The sequence below is a fragment of the Pseudomonas sp. K8 genome, from assembly GCF_014889455.1.
Taxonomy (GTDB): domain Bacteria; phylum Pseudomonadota; class Gammaproteobacteria; order Pseudomonadales; family Pseudomonadaceae; genus Aquipseudomonas; species Aquipseudomonas veronii.
In genome coordinates, this window is sequence record NZ_VJWO01000004.1 from 81395 (window position 1) to 100827 (window position 19433).

A 19433-nucleotide genomic window follows, 5' to 3' on the forward strand; every position below is an offset into this window, starting at 1 on the left:
TATAGACCCCGCCGTAAGACACATCACTGCCAACAGAATTCACTGCTCGCGAATAAATGATCAGGCCAGCGGGCCATTGAGCAACGGCACGAAACGCACGGCGCCGAGCACATGCCGGGAAAAGCCTTCGTCTTCACGGATAATGAGCATCAATTGTTGCACTTCGCCGGAACCCACCGGGATCACCAGCCGACCGCCGGGGGCCAGTTGATCAAGCAACGCCTGCGGTACATCGGTGGCGACCGCGGTGACGATGATGCCGTTATACGGCGCCAGCGCCGGCCAGCCTTCCCAGCCATCGCCCCAGCGGAACACCACGTTGCGCAGGTTCAGTTCCACCAGGCGTTCCTTGGCGCGATCCTGCAGCACCTTGATGCGCTCCACCGAGAACACGCGCTCTACCAACTGCGACAGCACGGCAGTCTGGTAGCCGGAACCGGTGCCGATCTCCAGCACCTTGTCCAACGGGCCCGCCGCCAGCAGCAGCTCGCTCATGCGCGCAACCATATACGGCTGGGAAATGGTCTGGTTATGCCCGATCGGCAACGCCGTGTCTTCGTAGGCGCGATGGGCCAGGGCCTCATCGACAAACAGGTGCCGGGGCGTGCGCCGGATCACTTCCAGTACCTGGGCGTTGGACAGGCCCTCTTCGTACAGGCGCTGGATCAGACGCTCGCGGGTGCGCTGGGAGGTCATCCCGATGCCGCGACGCAACAGGTCGTCTTGTTCACGAGCCATCAGCGCAAGTCCTCCAGCCAGCCATCGAGACTACTGAAGGCATCACTGAAGGTGCGATCGAGCTGCAACGGGGTAATCGATACATAGCCTTGCATCACCGCATGAAAGTCAGTGCCCGGCCCACCGTCTTCGGCATCGCCCGCAGCGGCGATCCAATAACCTTCCTTGCCACGCGGGTCGACCACCTTCAACGGCGCCGCCGCGCGGGCGCGATGGCCCAGGCGCGTGAGCTGGATACCGCGAATATGCTCGAGGGGCAAGTTGGGGATATTGACGTTAAGCACCGTCCGGGGCGGCAGATCGAGGGAACCGTGGGCCTCCACCAGCTTGCGCGCGAAATGCGCGGCCGTCGGCAGGTTGTCCAATTGACGCGAGGTCAACGAAAAGGCAAACGAGGTCCGCCCCAGGAAACGCCCTTCCAGGGCCGCCGCCACCGTGCCGGAATACAGCACGTCATCCCCCAGGTTGGCGCCGAGGTTGATGCCCGACACCACCAGGTCCGGCTCCTGATCCAACAAACTGTTGATCGCCAGGTGTACGCAGTCGGTGGGGGTGCCGTTCACGCTGATATAGCCATTGGCCAGAACGTGTACGTGCAGCGGACGGTCGAGCGTCAGCGAACTGCTGGCGCCGCTCTTGTCCTGGTCGGGGGCAACCACCACGCACTCGGCGTAATCCGCCAGCGCAGCATGAAGCGCGGCGAGGCCGGGTGCGGTGGCACCGTCGTCATTTGATATCAGAATACGCATGGGCTGTCCGTCTGCCCCACCGGCACCAGATCAACAAGCTCGCGCACCAAGACAGTGGCGAAGCATCCGGCCGGCAGGACGAATTCCAATTGCAGAATGTCAGGCCCGGGATAATGCCACGTCAACCCGCCAATGGGCAGTCGCAGAATGCGACGTTCCTGGCTCATGCCGGCATTCACCAGCCAATCGCGCAGGTCGGCCTCACTGGCGGCAACCGCCTGCTCCAGCGCATGGGTTGCACCGCTGGCTGGCGAATCGCCTTCGCCCCAGTGCGGTCCGGTGGGGTGCAGATCGAGGATCGCCAGGCGCGGGTCGCTGCATTCAGCCTCCCCCGCCGGGAAAAAACTGCGACTGTCGGTGAAGGCCAGCAGATCGCCGACCTGCGCACGCTGCCAGGAACCGTCCGCGACACGGGCCGCCAACACTTTGTTGAAGAGGAAACTGCGTGCCGTCGACAGCAACCGCGAACGCACGTTGCGCTGCTCCGGCAAGGCCTTGCGGGCCGCCCACTCACGCGCATCCACCACATTGCCGCCGTTGTGGCCAAAGCGCTGGGTGCCGAAATAATTGGGAATGCCGTGCTGGGCGATCAGTTGCAAGCGCGCATCGATGGCCGCGTGATCCCCCGCCAGTTGCGTCAGGCGCAAGGTAAAACCGTTGGCCGAATGAGCACCGCGTTGCAGCTTGCGCTTGTGGCGGCCGGTCTTGAGGATCTTGAGGGTGTCGTTTTCCGCTCCGCTCAGGTCCGGATCGGCCTTGCCCGGCAGTTGCACACTGAACCACTGGCGGGGCAACGCCTGGCGATCCTTTAGCCCGGCATAGCTGACGGTGCGCAACGGCACGCCGGCGGCCTTGGCGATCCGGCGCGCAGCTTCTTCGGTGTTGAGGCCACGCTTTTCCACCCACAGCCACAGGTGCTCACCCTCACCGCTCAGCGGGATATCGAGCACTTCGTCGACCTGGAAATCTTCCGCGGTAGCCTTCAGCACGGCGCTGCCCAAGGCCTCGCCATAGGCCCGTGGGCCCAGCAGTTGCAAGTCGTTCATGCGCGCAGCAACAAAGCGACGGAATGTACCGCGATGCCCTCTTCACGACCGGTAAACCCGAGCTTTTCGGTGGTGGTGGCTTTCACGTTCACTTGATCCAATTCAATGTGCAGATCCGCCGCGATCAACGCGCGCATCGACTCGATGTGGGGGGCCATTTTCGGCGCCTGGGCCACGATGGTGTTATCGACGTTGCCGACCTTCCAGCCTTTGGCGTGGATCAGGCCGACCACATGGCGCAGCAATACCCGGCTGTCCGCGCCCTTGAAGGTCGGGTCGGTGTCCGGAAAGTGCTTGCCGATATCGCCGAGCGCCGCGGCGCCGAGCAAGGCGTCGCTCAACGCGTGCAGCAGGACATCGCCGTCGGAATGAGCCAGCAACCCATGGTGGTGCGCGATCCGCACGCCGCCCAGGGTGATGAAATCGCCTTCAGCGAAACGGTGCACATCGTAGCCGTGGCCAATACGCATAAAAAAACGCCCCGATTTAATTCAGGGCGTGATTCTACCTACTTTTGTCGCATATTAACCGAGCAAAGCACGGCCATGATGTCGCAAATGGTCTTCGATGAAGCTGGCGATAAAGAAGTAGCTGTGGTCGTAGCCCGGTTGCAGGCGCAGTTCGAGCGGATGGTTGGCCGCTTTCGCCGCTTGCTGCAGGGCTTCGGGCTTGAGCTGCACCGCGAGGAAGTCGTCGCGGTCGCCCTGGTCCACCAGCAACGGCAGCTTTTCCGCGGCTTCGCTGATCAGCACGCAAGCGTCCCACTCGCGCCACTTCGAGCGCTCTTCGCCCAGATAACGGGAGAAGGCTTTCTGGCCCCATGGGCAATCCATCGGGTTGTTGATCGGCGAAAACGCCGACACCGATAGGTAACGCCCGGGGTTGCGCAATGCACATACCAGCGCACCGTGGCCGCCCATGGAGTGGCCGCTGATACCGCGCTTCTGCGAAGCCGGGAAATGCGCCTCAACCAACGCCGGCAATTCCTGCACCACGTAGTCATGCATCCGATAGTGCTTGGCCCAGGGTTCCTGGGTGGCATTCAGATAGAAACCGGCCCCCAGGCCGAAATCCCAGGCGTTGTCCGGATCGCCCGGCACCCCAGGACCACGCGGGCTGGTGTCCGGCGCAACAATGATCAGCCCCAGTTCGGCCGCCATGCGCTGGGCGCCGGCTTTCTGCATGAAGTTTTCATCGGTGCAGGTCAACCCGGACAGCCAGTACACCACCGGCAGCTTGCCGCCCTGCTCCGCTTGCGGCGGCAGGTAGACGGCGAAGGTCATGTCGCAACCGAGCACCTCGGAATGATGCTTGTAGCGTTTATGCCAGCCGCCGAAGCTCTTCTGGCACGACAGGTTTTCCAGACTCATGGCCGACCTCAGAAGTGAATGACGGTACGAATGCTCTTGCCTTCATGCATCAGATCAAACGCTTTGTTGATGTCTTCCAGGCCCATGGTGTGGGTGATGAAGGTGTCCAACGGGATCTCGCCGCTCTGGGCCATTTCCACGTAGCTGGGCAGCTCGCTGCGACCACGCACGCCGCCAAAGGCCGAACCGCGCCAGACGCGGCCGGTCACCAGTTGGAATGGACGGGTGGAAATTTCCTGGCCGGCACCGGCAACGCCGATGATCACCGATTCGCCCCAGCCTTTGTGGCAGCACTCGAGGGCGGCGCGCATCAGTTGCACGTTGCCGATGCACTCGAAGGAAAAGTCCACGCCGCCGTCAGTCAAATCGACAATCACGTCCTGGATCGGGCGATCGTAGTCTTTCGGGTTGATGCAGTCGGTGGCGCCCAGTTGCTTGGCGATTTCGAACTTGGCCGGGTTGATGTCGATGGCGATGATGCGACCGGCCTTGGCTTTTACCGCGCCGATCACCGCCGACAGGCCGATACCGCCCAAGCCGAAGATGGCGACGGTATCGCCGGGCTTGACCTTGGCGGTGTTGATCACCGCACCGATGCCGGTGGTGACGCCACAGCCGAGCAGGCAGACTTTTTCCAGCGGCGCGTCTTTAGGAATCTTCGCCACGGAAATTTCCGGCAGCACGGTGTACTCGGAAAAGGTCGAGGTGCCCATGTAGTGGAAAATCGGCTGACCCTTGTAGGAGAAACGCGTGGTGCCATCGGGCATCAGGCCTTTGCCCTGGGTGGCACGAATCGCCTGGCACAGGTTGGTCTTGCCCGACAGGCAGAATTTGCACTTGCCGCACTCCGGGGTGTAGAGCGGGATCACATGGTCGCCGACTGCAACCGAGGTCACGCCCTCGCCGATCGCCTCAACCACCGCACCGCCTTCATGGCCGAGAATCGACGGGAAGATGCCTTCCGGGTCGGCGCCCGACAACGTGTAGGCGTCGGTATGGCACACACCGGACGCAACCACGCGCAACAGCACTTCGCCGGCGTTGGGCATGGCGACATCCACTTCTACGATCTCGAGGGGCTTCTTGGCTTCGAAGGCTACGGCGGCGCGGGACTTGATCATCCGGGTTTCTCCTGGGAGTTAAAAACTAAGACGGCGAGTGTAAAACATGCCCCGCTGATTAATAATCCAGGTAAAAGCAAAACTTTATTGCTGTACAGGGATAATCGCCATGCTGGAAAACCGCTGGGAAGGCATCGATGAGTTCGTCGCCGTCGCTGAATGCAGCCAATTCACCGCGGCGGCGGAACGCCTTGGGGTATCTTCGTCGCACATCAGCCGGCAAGTGGCTCGCCTGGAAGAACGGCTGCAAACGCGCTTGCTGTATCGCAGTACGCGCAAGGTGACCCTGACCGAAGCCGGCCAGACCTTTCTGCAACACTGCCAGCGCCTGCAGGATGGTCGCGAAGAGGCCCTGCGCGCCGTCGGCGACCTCGCCAGCGAGCCCAAGGGCATGCTGCGCATGACCTGCGCCGTGGCGTATGGCGAACGATTCATCGTGCCGCTGGTGACGCGGTTCATGGGGCTTTACCCGCAACTGCGGGTGGACATCGAACTGAGCAATCGTCAGTTGGACTTGGTACACGAAGGCCTCGACCTGGCGATTCGCCTGGGACGCCTGCAAGACTCGCGCATGGTCGCCAGCCGCCTGGCGCCGCGCCGCATGTACTTGTGCGCGTCGCCGTCCTACCTGGCGCGGTATGGGCGGCCGCACAGTTTGTCGGAATTGACTCGGCACAACTGCCTGATCGGCAGCTCGGACATCTGGCAACTGGCCCAGGACGGGCGCGAATTTTCCCAAAGGGTGCAGGGCAACTGGCGCTGCAACAGTGGGCAAGCGGTGTTGGACGCGGCGTTGCAAGGGGTGGGCTTGTGTCAGTTACCGGACTATTACGTGCTCGAGCATTTGCACAGTGGCGCGCTGGTGTCGTTACTGGAAGCGCATCAGCCGCCGAATACGGCGGTGTGGGCGTTATATCCGCAGCAGCGGCATTTGTCGCCGAAGGTCAGGAAGCTGGTGGATTATTTAAAGGCAGGGTTGGCCGAACGGCCGGAGTACGGTACTGAGCATTGATGGCGTTTATCGTTTATGTAGGAGCGAGCTTGCTCGCGAAAAACTTGAGAGCGCCGCTTCAATCCAGATTGTCCGCGTTATCGTTGACGTTTTTCGCGAGCAAGCTCGCTCCTACAGCCGATTGGCCCAGCGTAGTCGCAGCCATTCCAGGTCCTCGGGCCGGGTCACCTTGATATTGTCTGAGCGTCCTTCGATCAGGCGCGGCGCCTGGCCTGACCATTCCATGGCCGAGGCTTCGTCGGTGATCACCGCATCGGCCACCAGGCTGTCGGCCAATGCGCGATGCAACGCGCCCAAGCGGAACATCTGCGGTGTGTAGGCTTGCCAGATCAGGCTGCGGTCAACGGTCTCGATGACGCGACCATGCTTGTCTACACGCTTGAGGGTATCGCGGGCCGGCACAGCCAGCAGGCCGCCCACCGGATCGTCCGCGAGTTCGGCGAGCAGTTTGTCGAGATCGTCACGACTCAGGTTAGGCCGCGCCGCATCATGCACCAAGACCCAATCATCATCGCTGGCGCCCAGGGCATTGAGCTGCAGCAACGCATTGAGTACCGAGCCCGAACGCTCCGAGCCACCGTCCGCCCGCTGGATACGCGGGTCAGCGGCACACGCAAGGTGAGGCCAGTAAGGGTCATCAACAGCAAGACTGACCACCAGGCCCTTGAGCGAGGGGTGGTCGAGAAAACAGCCAAGGCTGTGTTCGAGAATAGTGCGCCCGCCCAGTTGCAAGTACTGCTTGGGACGGTCCGCAGCCATACGGGCACCGATGCCCGCGGCAGGAATCACGGCCCAGAAGGCCGGCAAACGGTGATTCATTGGGCCAACTGGTAGAGGGTTTCGCCCTCCTTGACCATGCCCAATTCATGGCGAGCCCGCTCTTCGACGGTCTCCATGCCCTTTTTCAACTCAAGCACCTCGGCATCGAGAACGCGATTGCGCTCCAGCAGGCGTTCGTTTTCGGCGTGCTGGTCGGCAATTTGCTGGGTCAGGTCTTTTACCTGCGCAAAGCTGCCATTACCCACCCATAGGCGGTACTGCAGGCCAGCCAGCAACAAGAGCAAGACGAGGAACAACCAATTGGGACTGCGCATCGAATATCGGGTATCCAGTGAAAAAAGACCGCCATACAAAACTTTTGCAGCAACGGATAGCACGAAGCCTGGAAGACCCAGGCTTGTGCTTGATCGTCATCAGATTAGCGTCGAATTGCACACTCTCGTGATTTTTCCGACACAATCTGCCGACTTTTTACCATTTACTGATCAGCCGCGAAACTCGCTGCGACCGTTGTACTTGGCTTTACCCGCCAGTTGCTCTTCGATACGCAGCAATTGGTTGTACTTGGACACGCGATCGGAACGGCACAGCGAGCCGGTCTTGATCTGGCCCGCCGACGTGCCCACGGCCAGGTCGGCAATGGTCGAGTCTTCGGTTTCGCCGGAGCGGTGCGAGATCACGGCGGTGTAGCCCGCGGCCTTGGCCATCTGGATGGCTTCCAGGGTTTCGGTCAGGGTGCCGATCTGGTTGAACTTGATCAGGATCGAGTTGGCGATCTTCTTGTCGATGCCTTCTTTCAGGATCTTGGTGTTGGTCACGAACAGGTCGTCGCCCACCAGCTGGATTTTTTCGCCGATCTTGTCGGTGAGGATTTTCCAGCCGTCCCAGTCGGACTCGTCCAGGCCGTCTTCGATCGAGATGATCGGGTAGCGCTGGGTCAGGCCCTTGAGGTACTCGGCAAACCCTTCGGAGTTGAACACCTGGCCTTCGCCGGACAGGTTGTACTTACCGTCTTCGTAGAATTCGCTGGCGGCGCAGTCCAGGGCCAGGGTCACGTCGGTGCCCAGGGTGTAGCCGGCGTTGGCCACGGCTTCGGAGATGACTTTCAGTGCATCTTCGTTGGACGCCAGGTTCGGCGCGAAACCACCTTCGTCACCCACGGCGGTGCTCAGGCCACGGGCCTTCAGCACAGCCTTGAGGTGATGGAAAATCTCGGTGCCCATGCGCAGGCCTTCGGAGAAGGTCTTGGCGCCAACCGGCTGCACCATGAATTCCTGGATGTCGACGTTGTTATCGGCGTGCTCGCCGCCGTTGATGATGTTCATCATCGGCACCGGCATCGAGTACACACCCGGTGTGCCGTTGAGGTTGGCGATGTGGGCGTACAGCGGCAGGTCCTGGTCCTGCGCGGCGGCCTTGGCGGCGGCCAGGGACACGGCGAGGATGGCGTTGGCACCCAGGCTGCCTTTGTTTTCAGTGCCGTCGAGTTTGATCATCGCGTGGTCCAGGGCTTTCTGGTCCAGCGGGTCTTTGCCCAGCAACAGGTCGCGAATCGGACCGTTGATGTTGGCTACCGCCTTGAGGACACCCTTGCCCAGGTAACGGCTCTTGTCGCCATCACGCAGTTCCAGCGCTTCGCGGGAACCTGTGGAAGCACCGGACGGCGCGCAAGCGCTGCCGATGATGCCGTTATCGAGAAGCACGTCGGCTTCGACGGTGGGGTTGCCACGGGAGTCGAGAACTTCACGACCTTTGATGTCGACGATTTTTGCCATTGTTGTAAACACTCCAAAGTTGACGAAAACGCTCTATACCGCTCGATTTAACTTGTCGCGCACATTGCAATATTTGGAACGAACTTGCCAGTAATAGTGCCCTCTCGGGCCTCATCGCGAGCAAGCTCGGCTCCTGCACGGAGAAATGGCGCTTACGCGGTCTCTACCGTCGGAAAACTCTTGACCAGCTCGTCCAACTGCTTGAGCTGGGCCAGGAATGGCTCCAGTTTGTCCAGGCGCAGGGCGCAAGGACCATCGCATTTGGCGTTGTCCGGGTCCGGGTGGGCTTCCAGGAACAGGCCGGCCAGGGACTGGCTGATGCCGGCCTTGGCCAGGTCCAATACCTGGGCACGACGCCCGCCAGCGGAATCGGCGCGACCACCCGGCATTTGCAGCGCGTGGGTCACGTCGAAGAACACCGGGTATTCAAACTGTTTCATGATGCCGAAACCGAGCATGTCCACCACGAGGTTGTTGTAGCCGAAGCTCGAACCGCGCTCGCAGAGGATCAACTGGTCGTTACCCGCTTCCACGCACTTGTTCAGGATGTGCTTCATTTCCTGGGGCGCGAGGAACTGGGCTTTCTTGATATTGATCACCGCACCGGTCTTGGCCATGGCGACCACGAGGTCGGTCTGGCGCGACAGGAAGGCCGGCAACTGGATGATGTCGCACACCTCGGCGACCACGGCAGCCTGTTCAGGCTCGTGGACGTCGGTGATGATCGGCACGCCGAAGGCTTGCTTGATGTCCTGGAAGATCCGCATGCCTTCTTCAAGGCCCGGGCCGCGATAGGAGGTCACGGACGAACGGTTGGCCTTGTCGAAGCTGGCCTTGAACACATAAGGGATACCCAGTTTCTGGGTAACCTTGACGTACTCTTCACAGACCTGCATCGCCATGTCGCGGCTTTCCAGCACGTTCATGCCGCCGAACAGCACCATGGGCTTGTCGTTGGCAATCTCGATGTCGCCTACGCGAATGATCTTCTGGGCCATCAGCTTCACGCCTTCTTCTGATGTTGCGTCAGTGCTGCTTTAACGAAACCGCTGAACAACGGGTGACCGTCGCGCGGCGTCGAGGTGAACTCAGGGTGGAACTGGCAGGCCACGAACCATGGATGATCCGGCGCCTCGACCACTTCGACCAACTTGCCGTCACCGGAGCGACCGGAGACTTTCAGGCCGGCTGCCTTGATCTGCGGCAGCAGGTTGTTGTTCACTTCGTAGCGGTGACGGTGACGCTCGACGATCACGTCCTTGCCGTAGCAGTCGTGGACCAGCGAACCCGGCTCCAGCAGGCAGTCTTGCGCGCCGAGGCGCATGGTGCCGCCCAGGTCGGACGATTCGGTACGGGTTTCAACGGCGCCGGTGGCGTCTTCCCACTCGGTGATCAGGCCTACGACCGGGTGGCCGCTGGAATGATCGAACTCGGTGGAGTTGGCGTCTTTCCAACCCAGCACGTTACGAGCGAACTCGATAACGGCCACTTGCATGCCCAGGCAGATCCCCAGGTACGGCACCTTGTGCTCACGAGCGTACTGCACGGCGGTGATCTTGCCTTCCACGCCACGCAGGCCGAAACCGCCTGGAACGAGGATCGCGTCGACGCCTTCGAGCAGCGCGGTGCCTTGGTTCTCGATGTCTTCGGAATCGATATAGCGCAGGTTGACCTTGGTACGGTTGCTGATGCCGGCGTGGCTCATCGCTTCGATCAGCGACTTGTACGCGTCCAAAAGCTCCATGTACTTGCCGACCATGGCGATGGTGACTTCGTGCTCAGGGTTGAGCTTGGCGTCGACCACGGCTTCCCACTCGGACAGATCCGCGCCGCCGCATTGCAGGCCGAAACGCTCGACCACAAAATCGTCCAGGCCCTGGGAATGCAGGATGCCCGGGATCTTGTAGATGGTGTCGGCGTCTTCCAGGGCAATCACCGCACGCTCTTCAACGTTGGTGAACTGCGCGATCTTGCGACGCGAGGAAATATCGATCGGGTGATCGGAACGGCACACCAGCACGTCCGGCTGCAGGCCGATGGAACGCAGTTCCTTGACCGAGTGCTGGGTTGGCTTGGTTTTGGTTTCGCCGGCGGTGGCGATGTAGGGCACCAGTGTCAGGTGCATCAGCATCGCGCGCTTGGCGCCGACTTCGAAACGCAACTGGCGGATGGCTTCGAGGAACGGTTGGGATTCGATGTCACCCACGGTGCCACCGATCTCGACCATCGCCACGTCGGCATCGCCCGCGCCCTTGATGATGCGGCGCTTGATTTCGTCGGTGATGTGCGGGATCACCTGGATGGTTGCACCCAGGTAGTCACCACGACGCTCCTTGCGCAGCACGTGTTCGTAGACACGGCCGGTGGTGAAGTTGTTGTTCTGGGTCATGGTCGTGCGGATGAACCGCTCGTAGTGGCCCAGGTCCAGGTCGGTCTCGGCGCCGTCGTGGGTGACGAACACTTCACCGTGCTGGAACGGGCTCATGGTGCCCGGGTCAACGTTGATGTACGGGTCCAGCTTGAGCATGGTGACCTTAAGTCCCCGCGCCTCCAGGATGGCCGCCAATGAAGCGGAGGCAATGCCTTTCCCCAATGAAGAAACAACACCGCCCGTGACGAATATGTAGCGCGTCATGAAAAACCCTAGAAGTCTGCGTTAAAGCGGTCCGAGCCGCCGGGGAAAGCGAAGGAAGGCCGAAGCCCCCGATCACCTGCATTAATCACAGTGCACCTTTCAAAAAAACCGCCGCGTGGTGACAGACCAGCAATGAAACACCGGTACGTTGATCGCTACACATTTTTTGGAATCGCCCAGCAAAGACTGCTTGGTAATCGGCAACTGCTGCGATTCAGGCGAATCCACAGAAGTTGTATCAAGAAGGGAGCGTAGTCTACCGGAAAGGCGCTATCAGCTCAAACCTTGATCGCAGGTCTGTGGCATCCAATGTAATTGCCAGCCGTCATTCGACGTCTTCCAAAGCCCTGCAAGGCTGGGCACAGCCAGCAATTGCTCGCCCCGATACAGCAGCGGCAATCTGCCACGGACAAAACCCGGCAGCCCACTTTCGTTGAGCAGACGCTTCAAATCGCGCCGACCGCGCCCCGGAATGTCGATGATTTCGCCGCCCTGGCGATAGCGAACCTGCAACACGCCCTCGGGAACCCGGCCGATCAACCGGAGTTGGCCATTACCCGGTAACTCTAGCGGGTTTTGCGGCTGCGCCCAGCTCACCGATGCGTCGGAAAACTCCGACCAACCGGAGGGCAGCCACCAGATGCGCTCGCCGCAACGGTGCAGATCGCCGTTGGCCAAGCGCCACAGGGGTTGTGCATCGAGCTTGGCGTCGCGCAGGGAATGCCAGCCGGCCCAGTGGTCGCTGTCGGGTAAACGCGTGAGCGGGCTCAGCCAATGGCGCAGGGCGTTGCGTTGACGCGCGTCGGAAAGCTCACACAACGGCGCCAGGGCCAAGGACGGCAAGGGCAGCCACGGAAAAGGCGAAGGCTGCTCGGCGGCTTGCAGGTCGATGTGCGCCAACTCGTCCAACAGGCCTTGGGCTTCGCTCAAATGTTCAGCGGCACGGGCCAGGTTGGCCACGGCCTGGGGCCAGCGCTCGGTCAGCCGCGGGAATACACGATGGCGCAGGTAATTGCGCGAAAAGCGGGGATCGGCGTTGGAAGGGTCTTCGATCCACGTCAACTGGTGCTCCTCGGCGTAGGCCTGCAGCTGCGCGCGTGAACTGCGCAGCAACGGCCGCAGCAGATGACCGCCCGCCAGCGCACGCTGCATCGGCATGGCCGCCAATCCTTGCACCCCCGCGCCGCGCAACAGACGAAACAGCAAGGTTTCGGCCTGATCGTCGCGATGCTGGCCGATGAGCAACACTTCCCCTGCCCCGACCACCTCACTGAATGCCTGATAGCGCGCATCACGGGCCGCGCGCTCCAGGCTTGCGCCAGCCCGCACCTGCACGCGCATCACCTTCAAGGGTACGCCAAGGGCGTCACAGACCGACTGACAATGAGCGGGCCAGGCATCGGCTGCAGCTTGCAGGCCATGGTGGACATGAACAGCGCCGAGCGTAGGAAGCTTCTCGGTTTTGGCGAGATTTGCCAGGAGGTGCAGCAGGACGGTGGAATCAAGCCCGCCGGAAAAAGCGATATGCCAGGCCGGAGCGTTGCGCCAGGGGGCCAGGGTTTGCAGGAGTTTGGCGGAAAGTAATGGTTTCATCAGATGTTACCGCCGCAAACCTGGAATACGTTGGCCAAGCATACACAAAGCAAATGTGGGAGGGGGCTTGCTCCCGATAGCGGCAGGTCAGTCACCAGATGCATTGACTGACACTCGGCAATCGGGAGCAAGCCCCCTCCCACATTTTTTACGGCTGCGGTTTAGAGACCGTAGCTCATCAGGCGCTCGTAACGCCGGGCCAACAGTGCTTCGGTATCCAGCTTCTTGAGCATCGCCAGTTGCGAACCCAGTTCGGCACGGATGGTCGCGGCAGCGGCGGCCGGGTCGCGGTGGGCGCCGCCCAATGGTTCGGCGATGACTTTATCCACGATCCCCAGGCCCTTGAGGCGATCGGCGGTGATGCCCATCGCTTCGGCAGCGTCCGGCGCTTTCTCGGCGGTTTTCCACAGGATCGAGGCGCAACCTTCCGGCGAGATCACCGCGTAGGTCGAATATTGCAGCATGTTCAATTGGTCGCAGACACCAATGGCCAACGCACCGCCGGAACCACCTTCACCAATCACGGTGGCAATGATCGGGGTTTTCAGGCGGGACATGACGCGCAGGTTCCAGGCGATCGCTTCGCTCTGGTTGCGCTCTTCGGCGTCGATACCCGGGTACGCGCCCGGGGTGTCGATGAACGTCAGGATCGGCATTTTGAAGCGCTCGGCCATTTCCATCAGGCGACAAGCCTTGCGGTAGCCTTCCGGACGCGGCATGCCGAAGTTACGGCGGACTTTCTCGCGCACTTCACGGCCTTTCTGGTGACCGATCACCATCACCGGCTGGTCGTCCAGGCGAGCGATACCGCCCACGATGGCCGCGTCGTCGGAGAAGTGGCGGTCGCCGTGCAGCTCGTCGAACTCGGTGAAGATGTGCTGAATGTAGTCCAGGGTGTACGGACGGCGCGGATGGCGGGCCAGGCGCGCGATCTGCCAACTGGTCAACTTGCCGAAGATGTCTTCGGTGAGCGAGCTGCTCTTGTCTTGCAGGCGAGCGATTTCATCGCCGATATTCAGCGAGTTGTCATTGCCGACCAGGCGCAGTTCTTCGATCTTGGCTTGCAGGTCAGCGATCGGCTGTTCGAAATCAAGAAAATTCGGGTTCATAAGCGTCCGTCTTGGGTCGACGGCCAAGGAGTGCCTGGCCAGCCGGTTGTCTATTCGCGCCCTACCTTAAGGGAGAGGCGCGTCTAGGTCGAGATTAAATGTTTGGTCGAGATCAGGCTATTTGCCATCACCTGATCGTCAACGGTATTGGAGGAAGACGTTGTCACGACCGAACTGGTCACGCAATGCTTGAATCAAGCCATCAGCGGGATCAATTCGCCAGGTCTCGCCGAACTGCAGCATGGCCTTGGCGTCGTTACCGGTGTATTCCATGGTCACCGGGCATGCGCCACGGTGGCGTTTGAGCAAGTCCCCCAACCAGCGCAGCTGATCGCCCTTGAGCGCCTCGGTCTTGACCTTCAAGCGCAGGCTTTCGGCCAGGTTGGTGCGCGCGTCTTCCATACTCATCACGCGCTTGATCCGCAGGCGCAGGCCGCCGGAGAAGTCGTCGTTGCTGACCTCCCCTTCCACCACCACCATAGCGTCGGTCTGCAACAGCGACTGCGCCGAATGGAACGCATCGGCAAACAGCGACGCCTCGATCCGGCCGGAGCGGTCGTCGAGGGTGATAAAGCCCATCTTGTCGCCCTTTTTGTTTTTCATCACCCGCAGGGCGATGATCATGCCGGCGACGGTCTGGGTGTCGCGCGCCGGTTTCAGGTCGATGATGCGCTGACGGGCGAAACGACGGATTTCCCCTTCGTATTCGTCAATCGGATGACCGGTCAGGTACAGGCCCAGGGTGTCTTTCTCACCTTTGAGGCGTTCCTTGAGGGTCAGTTCCTTGGCCTTGCGATGGTTGGCGTAGACATCCGCGTCTTCTTCGACGAACAACCCGCCAAACAGGTCGGCGTGACCGCTGTCGTGGGTGCGGGCGGTCTGTTCGGCGGCCTTGATCGCTTCTTCCATGGCGGTCAGCAGCACCGCGCGATTGCGGTCGATATTCGCCTGGTAGGCCTTCGGCTCATCATGGAAATACGGGCCGAGACGGTCGAGGGCGCCGCTGCGGATCAAGCCATCGAGGGTGCGTTTGTTGATGCGCTTGAGGTCGACCCGCGCGCAGAAATCGAACAGATCCTTGAACGGGCCGTTTTGGCGCGCCTCGGTGATCGCTTCCACCGGGCCCTCGCCCACCCCCTTGATCGCCCCCAGGCCATAGATGATGCGGCCTTCGTCGTTCACGGTGAACTTGAACTCCGAGGCGTTCACGTCCGGCGCGTCGAGGCGCAGCTTCATGGTTCGCACTTCCTCGATCAAGGTCACGACCTTGTCGGTGTTGTGCATATCCGCCGAGAGTACCGCGGCCATGAACGGCGCCGGGTAGTGGGCCTTCAGCCAGGCGGTCTGGTACGACACCAGGCCGTAGGCAGCGGAGTGGGATTTGTTGAAGCCATAACCGGCGAATTTTTCCACCAGGTCGAAAATGTTACCGGCAAGGTCGGCGTCGATATTGTTGGTGGCGCAGCCCTCGATGAAACCGCCGCGCTGCTTGGCCATTTCCTCGGGCTTTTTCTTACCCATGGCGCGACGCAGCATGTCCGCACCACCGAGGGTGTAACCGGCCATGACCTGGGCGATCTGCATCACCTGTTCCTGGTACAGGATTATGCCGTAGGTCGGTGCCAGTACCGGCTTGAGGCCTTCGTACTGGTAGTCCGAGTGCGGGTAGGCCAGTTCGGCGCGACCGTGCTTACGGTTGATGAAGTCATCCACCATGCCCGATTGCAGCGGGCCCGGACGGAACAGGGCGACCAGTGCGATCAAGTCTTCCAGGCAGTCGGGCTTGAGCTTTTTGATCAGCTCTTTCATGCCGCGGGATTCCAGCTGGAACACCGCCGTGGTTTCGGCTTTTTGCAGCAGGCTGTAGGTCGGCTTGTCATCCAGCGGGATAAACGCGATGTCCAGCGGTGCTTCGCCGACCTTGGCACGGTCGCGGTTGATCGTCTTGAGCGCCCAGTCGATGATCGTCAGAGTCCGCAGGCCGAGGAAGTCGAACTTCACCAGGCCGGCCGCCTCCACGTCGTCCTTGTCGAACTGGGTCACCAGGCCATCGCCTTCTTCGTCGCAATAGATCGGCGAAAAGTCGGTGAGCTTGGTCGGCGCGATCACCACGCCACCGGCGTGTTTACCGACGTTACGCACCACGCCTTCGAGTTTGCGCGCCATCTCCCAGATTTCGGCGGCTTCTTCGTCGACCTTGATGAAGTCGCGCAGGATTTCTTCCTGCTCGTAGGCCTTTTCCAGGGTCATGCCGACTTCGAACGGGATCATCTTCGACAGGCGATCCGCCAGGCCGTAGGACTTGCCCTGCACCCGGGCCACGTCGCGGATTACCGCCTTGGCCGCCATGGAACCGAACGTGATGATCTGGCTCACGGCGTTGCGGCCATACTTATCGGCCACGTATTCGATCACACGGTCGCGACCGTCCATGCAGAAGTCGACGTCGAAGTCGGGCATGGAGACCCGTTCCGGGTTAAGGAAGCGTTCGAACAGCAGGTCATATTCCAGCGGGTCGAGGTCGGTGATCTTCTGCACATAGGCAACCAGCGAGCCGGCACCCGAGCCCCGGCCAGGACCAACCGGCACGCCGTTACTCTTGGCCCACTGGATAAAGTCCATCACGATCAGGAAGTAACCGGGGAACCCCATCTGGATGATGATATCCAGCTCGAAATTCAGCCGGTCGACGTAGACCTGACGCTTGGCTTCGTAATCTTCGGTGGTGTCCTTGGGCAGCAGGACCGAGAGGCGTTCCTCCAGGCCATCGAACGATACCTTGCGGAAATACTCATCGATGGTCATGCCTTCGGGAATCGGGAAGTTGGGCAGGAAGTGCTTGCCCAGCTTCACTTCGATATTGCAGCGCTTGGCGATTTCGACGGAGTTTTCCAGGGCCTCGGGCAGGTCGCTGAACAGCTCGGCCATTTCCTCGGCGCTTTTGAGGTATTGCTCTTCGCTGTAGTTTTTCGAGCGGCGCGGGTCATCCAGGGCCCGCCCTTCGCCGATGCACACGCGGGTTTCGTGGGCTTCGAAATCTTCCTTCTTGATGAAGCGCACATCGTTGGTCGCCACCAGCGGCGCGCCCAGCTTGTCGGCCAGGGCCACGGCGGCGTGCAGATGTTCTTCATCGTTGGGGCGGTTGGTGCGCTGGACTTCCAGGTAGAAGCGGTCAGGGAACACGGCCATCCACTCGCGGGCCAGTACTTCGGCTTCCTGCGGGTTGCCGCCCAGCAGCGCGATCCCGATCTCACCCTCTTTGGCCGCCGAGAGCATGATCACGCCCTCGCTGGCCTCGGCCACCCACTCGCGCTCGATGATCACCGCGCCGTTGCGCTGGCCGTCGATGAAGCCACGGGAAATCAGTTCGGTGAGGTTGCGATAACCGACGCCGTTCATCGCCAACAGGCTGATGCGGCTCAGAGGGTTATCCGGGTCTTTGTTCGACAGCCACAGGTCGGCGCCGCAGATCGGCTTGATGCCGGCGCCCATGGCGTTCTTGTAGAACTTGACCAGGGAACACATGTTGTTCTGATCGGTGACCGCGACGGCAGGCATGTTCATGCCCACCAGGGTTTTGACCAGCGGTTTGATCCGTACCAGGCCGTCGACCAGGGAGTATTCAGTGTGCAGGCGTAGGTGAACGAATGAAGCCGGCATAGTGATCCTGTCTTAAACGTAGAAACAACAAGGCCCGGGATTGTACCGGGCCTGGGCAAAAACATCAGCCTCGCGACTAAACCTCGCTGAGGCTCTCGCGCTGTTCGTAAGCCAGGCGCACCGGGGCGAACGAGCGGCGGTGGATCGGCGTCGGGCCGAGACGGGCCAGTGCTTCCAGATGAACGGGCGTCGGGTAGCCTTTATGGCCCGCGATGCCGTAGCCGGGGTAGATCAATTCGAACGCAGCCATTTCACGGTCACGGCTGACCTTGGCCAGAATCGAGGCGGCCGCGATGGCAGGCACCTTGCTATCACCCTTGACCACCGCTTCAGCCGGCATCGCCAGTTTCGGGCAGCGATTGCCATCGATCATCGCCAGTTTCGGGGTGATATGCAGGCCCTCGACGGCGCGCTGCATGGCAAGCATGGTGGCGTGGAGGATATTCAACTCGTCGATTTCTTCGACTTCGGCCCGGGCGATATGCCAGCTCAGGGCTTTTTCACAGATCTCGTCGAAGAGTTTTTCCCGACGCGCTTCGGTGAGTTTCTTCGAGTCGTTGAGGCCGAGGATCGGCCGGTTCGGGTCAAGAATCACCGCCGCCGTCACCACGGCACCACAGAGCGGGCCGCGCCCGACTTCATCCACGCCGGCCACCAGTTCGTGGGCTTGCGCGACCAGGCTGAAATCCAGCCCCATTTGCGTCGTCATAGGGCTTCCTGTTTATGGCCGATCAAGGTCAACACGGCATCCGCCGCCTGGTTTGACGCATCGCGCCGCAGGGTGCGGTGGATCTCGTCAAAGCCGCGGGTCTGCTCTTCGCCGCCGTCGATCAAGGGGAGTAGCGTCTGCGCCAGGGCTGCGGGCGTTGCATCGTCCTGCAACAATTCCGGCACCAACAGGCGCTGGGCCAGCAGATTGGGCAAGGAGATGTAGGGGCTTTTAACCATGCGCTTGAGAATCCAGAAGGTCAGCGGCGCCAGGCGGTAAGCCACGACCATCGGACGCTTGTACAGCAACGCCTCCAGGGTCGCGGTACCCGAGGCGATCAGCACCGCGTCGCACGCCGCCAGGGCCAGGTGCGACTGACCATCGAGCAGGGTCAACGGCAGGTTGCGCCCTTGCAGCAAGGTTTCGATCTGTGCGCGACGTTGCGGGCTCGCACACGGCAGCACAAAGCGCACGCCAGGCTTCATGATCAGCAGGCGCTCGGCGGCATCAAAAAACAGCGCGCCCAGGCGGCCCACTTCGCCACCCCGACTGCCCGGCATCAGCGCGACCAGCGGGCCGTCCGGCAAGCCCAGTTCGGCACGCGCCGCAGCACGATCGGCGTGCAGCGGGATGGTGTCGGCCAGCGTGTGCCCGACAAACCGCACCGGCACGCCCTTCTCTTCGTAGAAACGGGCTTCGAACGGCAGCAAGGTCAGCATCAAATCACAGCCTTCGCGGATCTTCAGCACGCGCTTCTGCCGCCACGCCCACACGGACGGGCTGACGTAATGCACGGTCTTGATCCCGGCCTGACGCAACTTGAGCTCGATATTGAGGGTGAAATCCGGCGCGTCGATTCCGATGAACACGTCAGGTTTTTCTTGGATCAGGGTCTGAATCAGCAGCTTGCGCCGTGCCAGCAGCTCACGCAGACGGCCCAGCACTTCCACCAACCCCATGACCGACAAGCGCTCCATGGGGAAGTAGGAGGTGAGGCCCTCGGCCTGCATCAACGGGCCGCCCACGCCAATGAACTCGACCGCCGGATGCTGGGCCTTGAGCGCCCGCATCAGCCCCGCGCCCAGGATATCGCCGGAAGCTTCCCCGGCGACCAATGCGATACGCAGATTGGCCAT

17 protein-coding genes are annotated in these 19433 nt (G+C 61.3%); 1 reads left to right on the forward strand and 16 read right to left on the reverse strand.

Features of this window, described 5'->3' with window-relative positions; translation table 11 throughout:
- Positions 1–60: 60 nt before the first annotated feature.
- The 6 genes from INT12_RS04525 to INT12_RS04550 are packed head-to-tail and all read right to left on the reverse strand — an operon-like array spanning position 61 to position 5024.
- Positions 61–696: a protein-L-isoaspartate(D-aspartate) O-methyltransferase gene (locus INT12_RS04525; RefSeq protein ID WP_169850588.1), complete on the reverse strand. Its 636-nt coding sequence runs from the start codon at positions 694–696 to the stop codon at positions 61–63.
- Positions 697–737: 41 nt separating this feature from the next.
- Complete coding sequence (surE, locus tag INT12_RS04530; protein ID WP_017844765.1) at positions 738–1487, reverse strand: 5'/3'-nucleotidase SurE; 750 nt, start codon at positions 1485–1487, stop codon at positions 738–740.
- Complete coding sequence (gene truD / locus INT12_RS04535) at positions 1475–2533, reverse strand: tRNA pseudouridine(13) synthase TruD (RefSeq protein ID WP_193058771.1); 1059 nt, start codon at positions 2531–2533, stop codon at positions 1475–1477. The genes surE and truD overlap by 13 nt, the downstream gene beginning before the upstream one ends.
- Positions 2530–3003, reverse strand: a complete 474-nt coding sequence (ispF, locus tag INT12_RS04540; protein ID WP_017844763.1) for a 2-C-methyl-D-erythritol 2,4-cyclodiphosphate synthase — start codon at positions 3001–3003, stop codon at positions 2530–2532. The genes truD and ispF overlap by 4 nt, the downstream gene beginning before the upstream one ends.
- Before the next feature lie 54 nt (positions 3004–3057).
- Positions 3058–3903, reverse strand: a complete 846-nt coding sequence (gene fghA, locus INT12_RS04545) for an S-formylglutathione hydrolase (RefSeq protein ID WP_017844762.1) — start codon at positions 3901–3903, stop codon at positions 3058–3060.
- Between the two features lie 8 nt (positions 3904–3911).
- Positions 3912–5024 (reverse strand): S-(hydroxymethyl)glutathione dehydrogenase/class III alcohol dehydrogenase, encoded by a 1113-nt coding sequence (locus INT12_RS04550; protein ID WP_193039393.1) that lies wholly within the window; start codon positions 5022–5024, stop codon positions 3912–3914.
- Positions 5025–5133: 109 nt separating this feature from the next.
- Between INT12_RS04550 and INT12_RS04555 the strand changes: the two genes are divergently transcribed.
- The gene (locus INT12_RS04555; RefSeq protein ID WP_046384458.1) at positions 5134–6036 is read left to right on the forward strand and encodes a LysR substrate-binding domain-containing protein; all 903 of its coding nucleotides are present in this window, start codon (positions 5134–5136) and stop codon (positions 6034–6036) included.
- Positions 6037–6147: 111 nt separating this feature from the next.
- On the opposite strand, the gene ispD is transcribed toward INT12_RS04555, so the two are convergent.
- From ispD to lpxB, 10 genes are all read right to left on the reverse strand, one after another.
- The gene (ispD, locus tag INT12_RS04560) at positions 6148–6855 is read right to left on the reverse strand and encodes a 2-C-methyl-D-erythritol 4-phosphate cytidylyltransferase (RefSeq protein WP_017844759.1); all 708 of its coding nucleotides are present in this window, start codon (positions 6853–6855) and stop codon (positions 6148–6150) included.
- A complete protein-coding gene (ftsB, locus tag INT12_RS04565) occupies positions 6852–7130 on the reverse strand; it encodes a cell division protein FtsB (protein ID WP_017844758.1) in 279 nt (92 codons plus the stop codon). Before ftsB ends, ispD begins: the two co-directional genes overlap by 4 nt.
- A gap of 171 nt (positions 7131–7301) precedes the next feature.
- The gene (gene eno, locus INT12_RS04570) at positions 7302–8591 is read right to left on the reverse strand and encodes a phosphopyruvate hydratase (protein ID WP_017844757.1); all 1290 of its coding nucleotides are present in this window, start codon (positions 8589–8591) and stop codon (positions 7302–7304) included.
- A 152-nt stretch (positions 8592–8743) separates the two neighbouring features.
- Entirely contained in the window at positions 8744–9589 is an 846-nt protein-coding gene (gene kdsA / locus INT12_RS04575) for a 3-deoxy-8-phosphooctulonate synthase (RefSeq protein ID WP_010563535.1), read from the reverse strand.
- 5 nt (positions 9590–9594) lie between these two features.
- Complete coding sequence (locus INT12_RS04580) at positions 9595–11226, reverse strand: CTP synthase (protein ID WP_026139768.1); 1632 nt, start codon at positions 11224–11226, stop codon at positions 9595–9597.
- Between the two features lie 273 nt (positions 11227–11499).
- A complete protein-coding gene (gene tilS / locus INT12_RS04585; RefSeq protein ID WP_102617375.1) occupies positions 11500–12819 on the reverse strand; it encodes a tRNA lysidine(34) synthetase TilS in 1320 nt (439 codons plus the stop codon).
- A 161-nt stretch (positions 12820–12980) separates the two neighbouring features.
- Positions 12981–13928, reverse strand: coding sequence for an acetyl-CoA carboxylase carboxyltransferase subunit alpha (locus tag INT12_RS04590; protein WP_017844753.1), 948 nt, complete (start codon positions 13926–13928; stop codon positions 12981–12983).
- Between the two features lie 138 nt (positions 13929–14066).
- Positions 14067–17588 carry a DNA polymerase III subunit alpha gene (gene dnaE, locus INT12_RS04595; protein WP_046384461.1) on the reverse strand — a complete coding sequence of 1174 codons (3522 nt, stop codon included), beginning with the start codon at positions 17586–17588 and terminating at the stop codon, positions 14067–14069.
- Between the two features lie 76 nt (positions 17589–17664).
- The gene (gene rnhB, locus INT12_RS04600) at positions 17665–18297 is read right to left on the reverse strand and encodes a ribonuclease HII (RefSeq protein ID WP_017844751.1); all 633 of its coding nucleotides are present in this window, start codon (positions 18295–18297) and stop codon (positions 17665–17667) included.
- Positions 18294–19433, reverse strand: a complete 1140-nt coding sequence (gene lpxB, locus INT12_RS04605; protein WP_017844750.1) for a lipid-A-disaccharide synthase — start codon at positions 19431–19433, stop codon at positions 18294–18296. The genes rnhB and lpxB overlap by 4 nt, the downstream gene beginning before the upstream one ends.